Origin of the sequence: Photobacterium galatheae (assembly GCF_000695255.1) — a bacterium.
Taxonomy (GTDB): domain Bacteria; phylum Pseudomonadota; class Gammaproteobacteria; order Enterobacterales; family Vibrionaceae; genus Photobacterium; species Photobacterium galatheae.
On sequence record NZ_JMIB01000005.1, the window covers coordinates 109,731 to 122,086 of the forward strand.

Genomic DNA, 12,356 nt, shown 5'->3' on the forward strand with positions numbered 1-12,356 from the left:
GAATAAAAACTATTGCCAGAACTCCACTTCATTGGCGTGCTTAACAGAATGAATGGTCTGTTTGCTGGAGTTATTCTGACTATAGACGTCTTAAAATAAAATTCAGGAGATATTTTTTTTCGGGAATTGTCTTTTGATGCTTTTTTGTTTTTCATCTAACAGTTACTGGGTTTTTTGTTATTTAAAGTCTTTGTTTTTCCACTGTGTATCAACTTAAGTTCAGGTCTGTTTGAATAAACTCAATCAATAATTTCAATTGTTTTTGCGGTTGAGATCACCTTAAAAATTGGTGTCAGAATTGTTACCGAAATCAGGCTGACTCAAGACGCCTTTGCATGGCTTCATGAGACAACCTCAGTGTGAATTGAGTCGTGCGCCTGTTCGAAAACTTTAAGTTCAGGGCTTGCCTTCGTTTTCATGATTCGAACGCTCAAACGCCATTTCTTCTTTGATGCGTTCTTCAAATTGCAGGAAGAGTTTGAGGTAGTTATTGTCGAAGCGCTCACCGCCACCGGATTCGCCCAGCCACGCGGCATAAAGGCTGGCTGACAGTTCTTCGGTTACCCGCTTGTAAGCCAGTTTCTGCTGTTGTGCCAGCCGGGGCGGATAGCCCAGTTCCCGCAGGGCTGCACCCCCAATTTCCAGTGCGGAATGATACGTTTCGGCTTCAATGATATCGGCACCGGCCTGACGGAGCCGGTACATGTGTCCCCGGTCATAGGCCCGGACTAACACTTTGACTTTGGGGTAGCTGTGTTTGATGTATTTCACCAGATTGATGCTGCTTTCCGGGTTATCCATGGCAATCACGACCATGGCCGCTTGTTCAATCCCGGCGGTGTGGAGCAGATCGGGGCGGGTTGCATCGCCGAAATAAGCCTGGGTGTTGATACGCCGCATGGTATCGACAATAGAGGACTGATGATCCAGTACGACGGTTTTGACGCCATTGGCAATTAACAGGCGGTTGACGATCTGACCAAAACGGCCGATCCCGGCAATGATGACCGTCCCTTGTTCATCAATCTGATCGGCTTCGCGCTCATTGGAGGATTGCTCGAAACGCGGCAGGATCACTTTGTCGAATAAAATAAACAGCCCCGGTGTCAGCATCATCGACAGGGCAACCACCAGCGACAGGATTTGGGCTAAACCGGTGGGCAGGACATGGTTTTGGACGGTAAAACTGATCAGCACAAAACCGAATTCACCGGCCTGCGCCAGACTCAGAGTAAACAGCCAGCGGTTGCTGTTTCGGATGCGGAAGATGAAAGCCAGTCCATAAAGCACAAAGGCTTTTAAAGCGATGACCCCTAGCGTCAGGCCAATCACCGTGAAGAATTCGTCAAACAGAATGTCAAAGTTGATGCCAGCACCGACCGTGATAAAAAAAAGTCCAAGCAGCAGCCCCTTGAAGGGATCGATATTGGATTCAAGCTCATGCCGGAATTCACTGTTGGCAAGAACCACGCCTGCCAGAAAGGTGCCCAGGGCCGGAGAGAGTCCCACCAGACTCATTAAAATTGCGACACCTAGAACCAGCATCAGAGCCGTGGCTGTGAAAATTTCGCGCAAGCCAGAATTCGCCACAAAACGGAACAAGGGTCTGCTGAGATAATGGCCGCCGATAACCACAAAGGCGATGGAGGCTGTAATCACCAAACCATAAGCCCAACCGGGCAAGCCCGCGACAAGACTCAGTTCTTCATGATGATCTGCGGCGGCGGCCGTTGCAGCCTGCGCTTGTTCAATCAGTTCCGGCAGTGCCAGTAAGGGCAACAGCGCTAGCATGGGAATGACGGCAATATCCTGGAACAGCAATACGGAAAAGGCATTTTTTCCGCCTTCTGTTTTGCCGAGTCCCTTTTCATTAAAGGTTTGCAGAACGATGGCGGTTGAAGACATGGCAAGGATCAGCCCGATTGCCAGCGCCAGTGACCAGGGTAGGTGAAACAGCATGCCAAGTCCCGTAAAGGCGAGAGCAGTGAGACCGATTTGCAAACCACCGAGACCGATTAATCGGTGACGCATGGCCCAGAGCGATTTCGGCTCCAGCTCCAGACCGACCAGAAACAGCATAATGACGACACCGAATTCAGCGAAATGCTGAATGGTGGTGGTTTCTTCACCGACGAGGCCAACCATGGGACCAATGACAATACCGGCGATCAGGTAGCCGAGTACAGACCCTAACCCAAAACGCTGTGCAAGCGGCACAGCGATGACGGCAGCAATCAGATAAATAAAGGCATAGATCAGGTATTCCGTCATGTTTTTTCCTTGAACAGCAGCGATGTCGGCAACTCAGTGTCATCCGGTGGAGGTCCACTGTCTGATCGTTCAGCGGCACCAAAGACAAGCGATTCTCTTGAGTGTAGAACAGATAATTTAAGTCTTTTTTGCATACAGGGCTATGACAAATAAAGATGTTTTCAGCAAGAAATGTTGTCTTGGTTCCATGGCGATTTGAAATCGATTTCTCTGCATTCAAGACTTTTGTTTCGGGGGAAAATTTCGGGGTAACTGTCCGTTGTTCAGCGTTGAACACGGCAGGCAAATCATTGGGGCAATCAGTCGTCGACGCGCATCAAATTATATCTGAAATAAAGAGGGCGAGATTCGTTGAAAAAGGCATGAAATCAGACATTTTTATGGCCTCATCAATGCTGTCGATGAGGCTATTGATAACAGTGATTTGACGCGACAATCCGAGTCTCTAAAATGATAAATAAATCGATAACACCTGATGTTGTTTTCAATCAATATTTCATCATTTGTTGATGGAAGGAGTTGCTGAGATGAAACTATCTGTGGTTCATACCGAACATTCTGAAGAGATAAAAAACACGCAGAATCAATCAGAACATGGCTGGAAACGCTGGTTCTGGATGGCTTACCTGTGGGCGGGCAGTGTGCTGGCTTTAGCCTTAATCGCCAGCTTGATTCGGATATTCATGATGGCTGCCGGCATGAAAATGCATTGATGGTGCTGAGTTGAAATCAGATTTGATTTGCAACCCGCCTGAATCAGGATATCGATACTGTTTTCGATGGAAAGGATATTATCCATATCTTGATTTCTTTTATTCAGCCTGTTCATGTTCATTGCCAGTCAGATAAAAATAAATGGATCTGACGGGTGATTTGACCGGACAAATTTGATTTCTCTTTTCGGCATCACGAAAGAGAAAAGGAGGGGGCCGTGAGTACACCTCATTTATTTCAGACGCTGGATCAAATCGTGTCAGTGGCCCAGTTTGAAGATACATGGCAGCGCCAATTTTATTACCTGCGTTTGTCTGTGACGGATGTGTGTAATTTTCGGTGCACGTATTGTTTACCGGATGGTTACCGGCCAGGTCACGGCAATCACAAAAGCTTTCTGACGCTGGATGAAATTCGTCGGGTGACTCGGGCGTTTGCCATGGCCGGGACAGATAAAGTGCGCCTGACCGGCGGTGAACCTTCGTTGCGCCGCGATTTTATCGACATTATTGCCGCGGTCCGTGAAAACGAATCTATCCGACAACTGGCGATGACCACCAATGGTTACCGGATGGCCCGGGATGTTGCGGCCTGGCGGAAAGCGGGTCTGACATCCATTAACGTCAGTCTCGACAGTCTTGATGCCCGCCAGTTTTATGCGATTACCGGGCAGGACAAATTTCATCAGGTCATGGCTGGCATTGATGCAGCGTTTGATGCCGGGTTTGAAAAGGTCAAAGTGAATACCGTGCTGATGCGGGATATGAACCACCATCAACTGAAAACGTTTTTAGACTGGATACGTCCCCGCCCGATTCAGTTACGTTTTATTGAGCTGATGGAAACCGGTGATGGCGGTGATCTGTTTCGCAGGCACCATGTTTCCGGGGACGTCATTCGTCGCCAGCTCATCGAGATGGGATGGCAGTTGCAGCCGCGTGGTCGCAGCGATGGTCCGGCGCAGGTGTTTTCGCATCCGGATTATGCCGGAGAGATCGGTCTGATCATGCCTTATGACACTCACTTTTGCGCCAATTGCAACCGACTGCGGGTCTCGGCGGAGGGTAACCTGCATCTGTGTCTGTTTGGTGATCACGGTGTTCCCCTTCGCGATTTACTGGCGTCTGATGACCAGTTGCCTGAATTACAGGCGCGTATCGCCAGCAGCCTCGGGCAGAAAAAACAAACGCACTTTTTACATCAGGGCAAGACAGGGATCACGCAGAACTTGTCGTTTATTGGCGGCTGACAGGAGGCAACCATGGGCAAAACAGAATCTTCATTCATACCCGTCTGTGTGGCAGTACTGACGGTGTCGGATCACCGGGATAGCAGTAATAACACGTCCGGTGATTATTTCCGGCAGGTCAGTCGCGAAGCTGGTCATCAGGTGGTTGAATCATATATTGTCCCGGATAACAAATATGCGATTCGTGAAATCGTGTCGCGTTGGATCGCCGGAAAGACAGTGCAGGTGGTGCTGGTGAATGGCGGTACAGGGTTCAACGCAAAAAATTCGACGCCGGAAGCGCTGCAACCTTTGTTTGACCGGGACATTGAGGGGTTCGGAGAAGCGTTTCGTCGCCTGTCCTGGGATGATATTGGTACCAGTACTTTGCAGTCTCGCGCGCTGGCTGGCATGGCCAATGGAACGCTGATTTTTGCTATGCCGGGTTCAACCGGTGCCTGCCGTCTGGCATGGGAGCAACTGATTGCCCCGCAATTGGATGCCCGGACGCGTCCCTGTCAGTTTGTCCCGCATCTGAAGCCAGTGGCGTGATGAAACCGCGGATAAGCTTCAGACCGTTGTGTGATTTGGAGAGATGATGATTCACGTTTTATTTTTTGCGCAGGTCCGGGAACTGACGGGATGTGATGTGTTACAACTGGAAGCAAACTACGACAGCGTTGAACAACTGAGGGCAGCGCTGGCTGAACGGGGCGACCGCTGGGCGCTGGCGCTGGAGAAGGGCAAGCTGCTGGCGGCGGTGAATCAAACCATGGTGCCGCTTGATTACCTGCTGAAATCCGGGGATGAAGTGGCTCTATTCCCACCGGTGACCGGAGGCTGAGATGCAAAAATGAATCCGGGTCAGTCCAGAACCTGTTGATATCCGGACAGAACAGGACTGAATCACCTTCCGAACTCTCACTTTTTGGAAAATACGCACATCATTTTCCCGGCGCCTTGTTTGCACTGACAGGCGCCGATTTTTTTGTTTCTCCATTTTTCATCACCCATGATGGATCCACACTTTTGGTTCATCTGTCTCTGCTTTATTTCAGCGTTAGCATTGATGTCTGGCCGGGTGCACAGCCTTGACGTCAGCCAGCACCGTACCTATACCCAATAAACATCTTCATCGTGAGGTTCGTATTCTGGCGAGCCGGTTTCTGATTCACCCGTCGTTTTTGAGGTGATTGGCGGGTAAGGAGAGCACATGGTCAAACAACGGAAAGTCCCGGGTGTGAAAAACTATCAAGCGCCGGCAGGCGGATGGGGGGCGCTGAAAGCCACGGCGATTGCTGTGAGACAGCAAATGGATACCGTGAAAGCCCCGATGACACTTTTACGGACCAATCAGCCGGATGGCTTTGATTGTCCGGGGTGCGCATGGCCGGACAAGGAACATAAATCCACCTTTCAATTTTGTGAAAACGGCGCTAAAGCCGTGACCTGGGAAGCCACCAACAAGCGGGTCACACCTGAGTATTTTGCTGAACATACCGTATCCACCTTGCTGACCTACAGCGATTTCGAACTCGAAGATCTGGGTCGGCTGACCCATCCGCTTGCTTATGACGCTGCGACAGATACGTACCAACCTGTTGAGTGGACTGATGCTTTTCAGCGCATTGGTGAGATTTTGCGTCAGCTGTCGCCTCAGCAAGTTGAGTTCTACACCTCTGGCCGGGCCTCGAATGAAGCGGCTTATCTCTATCAGCTGTTTGCCCGCGAATACGGAACCAATAATTTTCCGGACTGTTCCAATATGTGTCACGAACCGACGAGTGTCGGTTTGCCGCGTTCTATCGGCATCGGGAAAGGCACGGTGTCACTGGCTGATTTTGACGACTGTGAGCTGATCATTGCTATTGGGCATAATCCAGGAACCAACCACCCGAGAATGATGGGAACCTTACATGAAGCCTCGCGCCGGGGCGTACCGATCATTGTTTTTAACCCGCTCAGAGAAAGGGCACTGGAACGGTTTGCCGACCCTCAGAACATGGTGGAAATGGCAACTTACCGCTCAACGCGAATTGCATCGTCTTACTTTCAGGTTCGGGCCGGAGGCGATGCGGCTGCGCTGAAAGGTATCATGAAAGCCTTGCTGGAAATGGAAACGGCCTCAGATGATGTGCTGGATAAAGATTTTATCCAGGAGCATACCAACGGGTTTGATGCACTGGCTGAGGACCTGAAGAAGACAGCATGGGCAGAGATCGAAACAATCAGTGGACTTGCCCGTGATGACTTAGCGATGGTTGCAGCGACTTACGCTAAATCAAATGCGACTATTGTCAGTTACGGCATGGGGGTGACGCAGCATAATACGGGAACTGCCAATGTCCGGCTGATTTGTGATTTGCTGATGCTTCGGGGGAATTTTGGCAAACCGGGTGCCGGGATTTGTCCGCTGCGCGGCCACTCGAATGTGCAGGGGAACCGGACGGTGGGGATTACGGAAAAACCTTCCGCTGATTTTTTACAACGCCTTGAAAACACCTTTGGCTTCAAGCCGCCAGCAATACAGGGTCATGACGCTGTACAGGCTATGCAGGCCATCGTGGCGCAATCTTCAAAAGCTTTGATTTGTCTGGGGGGAAACCTGATCGTTGCCTTACCGGATCCAGCGCAATGTTTTCCTGCGATGCGCAATATGGAACTCTGTGTGCATATCGGCACCAAACTGAACCGGACACACTTGCTGGTAGGGAAAGAAACCTTCCTGTTTCCCTGTCTGGGGCGGACTGAGCTGGATGAACAGGAAAACGGTCCACAGTCTGTCACGGTGGAAGATTCGATGTCGATGGTTCATGCATCTGCGGGCAAGCTGAAGCCAGCCTCGGAGCAGCTTCGCTCTGAAATTGCGATTGTTGCGGGGATGGCTCAGGCAACGCTGCCGGACAGCAAAGTACCGTGGCAGTCGTTGACCGCTGACTATAACCAGATCCGTGATCTCATTGAACAAACAGTGCCGGGCTTTGAGAACTTCAATGAACGGATTCGTCAGCCGGGTGGTTTCAGGCTGCCTTTGCCGCCGACAGAGCGCATCTGGAACACACCGTCAGGTAAAGCAGAATTTTATGTCTTTGAGGGACTGCTGGAAGATAAACAGGTTCAAACAAGCGATGTTCTGCGGCTCATCACGATTCGAAGTCATGATCAGTACAACACCACAATTTATTCGCTGGATGACCGATACCGCGGGGTATTTGGTCGCCGTGATGTGGTTTTCATGCACCCGGACGATCTTGTCAGTCGCGGGCTGTCACATGGTGATATGGTCGATCTTGAAACCATCACACAGGGCAAACCGATGGTTTATCAGGGGCTGACTGCCATCGAATATCAAATTTCAGCCGGATCGGTTGCTGCGTATTACCCGGAAGCTAACCGGCTGGTGCCATTGGACTATATCGATGAAGAGTGCGGTACGCCGTCGTACAAGTCTGTACCGGTCAGAGTGCGGAAATCGGCGTTATCATGATCGAGCATGTGCCAGCGTAGCGGGGCGAAGCTGGCACGTGAAGCGCTGTAATTGTTAGTCTGTGACGGTCAGTAATAGCGGCGGAACATGACATTGAACTGAGCTTCGTGCAGTTCCCCCATGTCGGCATACTGGGCGCTCAGATCGATCGCGGTGTCTTCAAGGCCCAGATAAGTCAGAGTGGCCGAGGCCTTATGCTTAAAGTCGCTGTCTGCATACTGATTCCAGACCGTATTGGCTGAAAGCGAGACCTTCACATCATGTCTGAAATAGCTAAACAGACCGGTGTCGATGGCGAAGGCACCCCAGACTTTGTCTGTGCTGGCCGACAGCTCAGTATCGACCGTGGCATAGACCTGCACTGCGTTATTGACCGTATGGCTCAGGCCGAGTCCGCCGGAAACAAACAATCGCTTGTTATCCCGTTCAGCAAAGTCGGTTCCTCTGTCCCACTGCACAGAAAATTTGCCAGACCAGCCGCCAAATAAGGGGTCATAAGGGAGATAGCTGTTGATGGCGTATAAGGTGAAATTATCCAGATGGAGCGCATCCCGGCTGGCGCTGACGGAGATTTTCATCAGCTCCAGTGAGGATTCACTGAAAGCATTCCGGTTGTCATCTTTGAGCGTGTGCGATGCCGGCAACCAGGTGGCTGTCAGTTCCGGGTCATTCTGTTTATTCCAGCGGGTTCCGATTTGCCATTGTGCATCTTTTTGGCGCTTGAGCGGGTTTTTAAAGTCACTCAGGTCAACGGCCAGAGTGTCAAACGGGTCATCATAGCGGGCCAGCGAACGGGCATTGTCGGTATAAGATGCTTCAGAAATTGCTTCGGTTTCCAGCAGGTACTGATTCAGCGCGCTGGAGAATTCCCAGGTCAGAAATTGCTGTTCGATCGGGCTGTGTTCGTCGATGGCGTTCTCTTCCAGTGCACCGGCACTCAGTTGCTTCACGAGCGACTGCTTTACTTCATCGGTCTGAGAGGCACCATAGGCGCGCAGTCGCCAGTTCAGGGACGGTGTGATGCTGGCCTGTTCGATCATCTGGCTCTGGTTTGCGAGCTGGATTAAATCCAGCGGGCTCAGCCAGTCCCGGCGGTGTGCCATCAAATCCGGATTGCCGATAGCAATCAGGTTCAGCGTGATCGACGCACAATTCTGGTCGTGGAAGTAGTAATCAATCTTGGTTTCTTTCAGTTCCCACAAGTGCAGCTTAATGAGCTGCTTGTCTTTTTCAGTGAGATTTAACTGATATTCGTAGACGTTTCTGCCTTCGATGCCTTTGTAGTGCGCCAGACTTTCCCGGTAAGGGGAGACCATAAAATAGCCCTCCTTTCCGACCACGAGAGACTCAAACATGATCCTGGGCAGGTTAAATCCGGCAACTTCCGTAAAGAAAGACACAGCATGCCCTGGATCCTGCGCATTCTCGCTGAGCTTGATAAAAGCGTGCCCCATAAAGCTGCTGGGACTCAGCAGGTTTTCGGAAGCATAGACCAGGCTGATTGAATTCGCTGAAACGGCATTAAGATAGGTTTGTAATTCTCCGCATGGCGCATAATCTGGCTGAGGAATATGCGAGTAGTTGTCGGCCAGCCACTGCGCCCGGGCTGGAAAACGGCAAATATAATCCTGTGCGTGTTCCGCTTGCGTCAGTTGAGCGATATTTGCATCGATCTCGGCCTCAATATCTGTCGGGTTTGAGGAGAAATAAAATCTGGGGTCCTGAATATTCAGTTGCTCGTCACTGATATGCAGTAGCGTCGCAAAGGTTGAAGAGGCGTACTGAGCTGCATGTGATGTCGACAGATGTGCGGATGACGGATGCGTCGGTGTTTGTGCCATCACTGGCAAACTCAGGGGGATACAAAAAAAAGAAGCCCAAAGGCTTCTTATCATCGAAGATTGAAACAACTGCATTGAACAGATTATTGGCAGTTGATTTGCAGCGTATCCTGGTAACGCCACATTTTTTCAGAAGCGAAGTCTGTGGTTGAACCGAATGCGCCGCCAGACAGAATGTTCACGAAGAATGTTGGCTCAACTTCTTTGTTCAGTGCAACTTGCTGCTGACATTCTGCAGAAGTCACTTTCAGGGTTTTGTCTTTGTTTTCTTTCTTCACAATGATGATGCCTGGTGCAGTTTGCTCAATGCCATCAACTTCAACGGTGAATTTCTTATCAGAAGAAGAAACAACGTTAATACGCTGGTTTTCATCGGTCAGAATGGTAGAACAACCAACAGCAGAAATCGCTGCACCTGCAACAATCAGAGTTTTAATTACGTTCATGATACATCCAATAGTATATAGCTAAGATAAGCTCGCTGATTATACTGTTAATTTTGTAATTGACAATATCCTGACACGTCCACTTCCCTCAAGATAAATCTTCCAACTTTGTTCATTACAAAAATACAATGTTCAAATGTATTTTATTATTCTTATTTTTTGAAGGTTTATGCTCTGTTGGTGTGTCTTTTATTTACTTTTTGAGGGGTAGGTATACTGAATGAAAATAATCATGAAGCTTGAAAAAGGAATCATAAATGTTAATGCGAAGTAAACTGATCGTATTCACTGGCGGCCCTGGCTCGGGTAAAACGTCGGTGATCACTGCATTGAGTCACCTTGGCTATGCCTGCCTTCCAGAAGCAGGCAGGCGTATCATTCGTCAGCAAGTGAAGCAAGTTGGCAGGGCTTTGCCTTGGCAGGATAAACAGGCGTTTCGTGATTTGATGTTTTCAGAAGATGTTCGCCACTTTGAAGCGCAACGCCATTCTGAAGATTTTATTTTTTGTGACCGGGGGGTTATTGATGCGCTGGGTTACTCGATGCTGGAATCGATTGAAACGCCGGAATACATGACTGACGTTACACGGAGTCACGATATTACCCTGTAATTTTCATTTTTCCGCCATGGGAAGCCATTTACAATCAGGACGCGGAAAGAAAACAGGACTTTGCACTGGCACAGCAAACTTATTCAGCGATGGCTAACATCTATCAGATGTTTGGTTACACAGTCGTTGTGGTGCCTAAAACATCGGTTCAGGCTCGGGTAAACTGGATTTTCAGATATTTGAATCAAAGTGGTATTGGGCTCAATAGACATCCTGAATAAGTTTCTTGTGCGTGTTTGAGTTTGTTTCATGTTGAATAGCGACAGGTCGCCTTCTGTACTAAGGTCTTTATTTGTGACGATTGAATTCTTATGTCGTTCAGTTGTTTTTTTAGACCCGGGAGCTTTGGTACGCCTCCGTGGAGCACATTGCTTTCTTCGTGATTGACCACTTTAGAGGAAAAGAAAAGTGAAAAAATTAGCGTTATTGGTCATGTTAGGGCTTTCTGCGACGAACGCTCAGGCTGAGGTGAAAGAAACGATTACTGACATGACAAGAGGGCTCGTCAAGTTTACAAAAGAGATCTCAAGTGGTGTGACTGAGGGTTTCAAAGAAGGCAGAAGTTCCACAGAAAGTGCAGATGGTTCGGTTGTCGTTACCAATGAACAAGAAACCTTGGAATATATTGAAATCGATGTTTTAAGTGTGGCACCTAAACAAGACTCAAATTTAACGGTTGTTGAGATGAGTTTCAGAAACAAACATAACAAACCGGTGAAAATTACCGGACTCAGCGAAGAAGGTGCGCTGCTGACGATTGACAAAGAAGGTTTCTCGCACTCTTTGTCAAGCTGGCAGCAGATTGAATTCACTGTGCCGAACGAAGCTGCGAAAAAATATTCGTTCACCTTCTCCGGTGAAGCTTCCCAAGTCAAACAGGTCAGAGTCTGGCATAAAACATATGAGATGAGTGCAGACGGCGCTTAATTTCTTACAGGTTCTACAGGCAAGCGTGACACGCTTGTGTGCGCTTGCCGAAATATTGGGACAGTCACCCTAAAGAAAATTAGTACTAGGACAGTGGAAAGAATATTGGGACAGTCACCCCAAAGAAAACCTGATTTCAGCGCCTGACGGATACCATGACTCACTGCCTGATGCTCATATCGAATACCGATTTTCATGATTTCTGATTTAAAAGTCAGACTATTTATCTTTGGTCTGATTTTCAGGCGAGCGGGAGCACCGGAATGAAGCATAACGTGTTGGAGGATTTTGGCTGGTGTGAGCGGTTTACGGAATTTGTAAGCCGGTTCGTCGCTGTCGATTCAATTGCGGTAAAACGGATTGAATGGCAGCGGCTGAGCCAATGAGTGTGCCTTTTTCAATTTTTGTACAAATCCTCAACCATGCATGCGTATCTAAACCGAGTCGTTCAAGCATTGGTGGTTGGGTTGATTCAATATGACCGCATTGACCTGTTCGGATTTGCCGTCCAGTCCAGTCAACCAGCTCAAGATAATCCAGCAAGTGGAAAGGGAGCCCATCCGGCATGTCATTTCTTGGATTTCCAGCGAAAGGAAAAAGAGAGGGGGCTGATGCCTCGTCTTTACGAAGCGATTTTATGCGTGTTTTCACCGACGTAAAGTCGGATGTTTCTGGTGTTTCAGAAATACCGGCTCGTACCGGGTTCAAGTCAACGTACGCCATGGCGGCGGCCAATGCTTTTTCATCCAGCAGCGCCTGACTTTTGAAACGTCCTTCCCAAAAGTGGCCGGTGCAGCCGTCTTCGCGATTAGCTTCGTTAGCGATGTATTG

Annotated in this window: 9 protein-coding genes and 2 pseudogenes; 7 read left to right on the forward strand and 4 right to left on the reverse strand. The window is 49.1% G+C overall.

The features are described from left to right. Positions 1-396 precede the first annotated feature (396 nt). A complete protein-coding gene (locus EA58_RS03845; RefSeq protein WP_051641887.1) occupies positions 397-2,271 on the reverse strand; it encodes a monovalent cation:proton antiporter-2 (CPA2) family protein in 1,875 nt (624 codons plus the stop codon). A 527-nt stretch (positions 2,272-2,798) separates the two neighbouring features. On the opposite strand from EA58_RS03845, the gene EA58_RS03855 reads away from it, so the two are divergent. The 5 genes from EA58_RS03855 (at position 2,799) to EA58_RS03875 (ending at position 7,700) form a co-directional block, all read left to right on the forward strand. After that, positions 2,799-2,984, forward strand: coding sequence for a DUF2474 domain-containing protein (locus tag EA58_RS03855; RefSeq protein WP_036749109.1), 186 nt, complete (start codon positions 2,799-2,801; stop codon positions 2,982-2,984). A 245-nt stretch (positions 2,985-3,229) separates the two neighbouring features. Further along, positions 3,230-4,234, forward strand: a complete 1,005-nt coding sequence (gene moaA / locus EA58_RS03860; RefSeq protein WP_284694869.1) for a GTP 3',8-cyclase MoaA — start codon at positions 3,230-3,232, stop codon at positions 4,232-4,234. Between the two features lie 12 nt (positions 4,235-4,246). Then, positions 4,247-4,765, forward strand: coding sequence for a molybdenum cofactor biosynthesis protein B (moaB, locus tag EA58_RS03865; RefSeq protein WP_036749112.1), 519 nt, complete (start codon positions 4,247-4,249; stop codon positions 4,763-4,765). Positions 4,766-4,811: 46 nt separating this feature from the next. Continuing rightward, on the forward strand, positions 4,812-5,057 hold the full coding sequence (moaD, locus tag EA58_RS03870; RefSeq protein ID WP_036749114.1) for a molybdopterin synthase sulfur carrier subunit: 246 nt from the start codon (positions 4,812-4,814) through the stop codon (positions 5,055-5,057). A gap of 369 nt (positions 5,058-5,426) precedes the next feature. Further along, a complete protein-coding gene (locus EA58_RS03875) occupies positions 5,427-7,700 on the forward strand; it encodes an FdhF/YdeP family oxidoreductase (RefSeq protein ID WP_036749117.1) in 2,274 nt (757 codons plus the stop codon). Between the two features lie 68 nt (positions 7,701-7,768). Here EA58_RS03875 and EA58_RS03880 read toward each other — a convergent pair whose 3' ends face one another. Together EA58_RS03880 and EA58_RS03885 are read right to left on the reverse strand one after the other, a co-directional pair. Further along, the gene (locus EA58_RS03880; RefSeq protein ID WP_036749120.1) at positions 7,769-9,541 is read right to left on the reverse strand and encodes an Lnb N-terminal periplasmic domain-containing protein; all 1,773 of its coding nucleotides are present in this window, start codon (positions 9,539-9,541) and stop codon (positions 7,769-7,771) included. An 83-nt stretch (positions 9,542-9,624) separates the two neighbouring features. Further along, on the reverse strand, positions 9,625-9,987 hold the full coding sequence (locus EA58_RS03885; protein ID WP_152547932.1) for an adenosine deaminase: 363 nt from the start codon (positions 9,985-9,987) through the stop codon (positions 9,625-9,627). Between the two features lie 263 nt (positions 9,988-10,250). Between EA58_RS03885 and EA58_RS03890 the strand changes: the two are divergent. Further along, positions 10,251-10,819: pseudogene (locus tag EA58_RS03890) on the forward strand (AAA family ATPase). A 187-nt stretch (positions 10,820-11,006) separates the two neighbouring features. Continuing rightward, a complete protein-coding gene (locus tag EA58_RS03895; RefSeq protein ID WP_036749123.1) occupies positions 11,007-11,525 on the forward strand; it encodes a hypothetical protein in 519 nt (172 codons plus the stop codon). 306 nt (positions 11,526-11,831) lie between these two features. On the opposite strand, the pseudogene EA58_RS03900 reads toward EA58_RS03895, so the two are convergent. After that, positions 11,832-12,356, reverse strand: a pseudogene (locus tag EA58_RS03900) (alpha-amylase family glycosyl hydrolase); the annotation flags it as partial.

Coding starts and splice junctions, on each gene's coding strand:
- EA58_RS03845 (WP_051641887.1), bottom strand. CDS start 2,271: ATGACGGAATACCTGATCTATGCCTTTATTTATCTGATTGCTGCCGTC.
- EA58_RS03855 (WP_036749109.1), top strand. CDS start 2,799: ATGAAACTATCTGTGGTTCATACCGAACATTCTGAAGAGATAAAAAAC.
- moaB (WP_036749112.1), top strand. CDS start 4,247: ATGGGCAAAACAGAATCTTCATTCATACCCGTCTGTGTGGCAGTACTG.
- moaD (WP_036749114.1), top strand. CDS start 4,812: ATGATTCACGTTTTATTTTTTGCGCAGGTCCGGGAACTGACGGGATGT.
- EA58_RS03875 (WP_036749117.1), top strand. CDS start 5,427: ATGGTCAAACAACGGAAAGTCCCGGGTGTGAAAAACTATCAAGCGCCG.
- EA58_RS03880 (WP_036749120.1), bottom strand. CDS start 9,541: ATGGCACAAACACCGACGCATCCGTCATCCGCACATCTGTCGACATCA.
- EA58_RS03885 (WP_152547932.1), bottom strand. CDS start 9,987: ATGAACGTAATTAAAACTCTGATTGTTGCAGGTGCAGCGATTTCTGCT.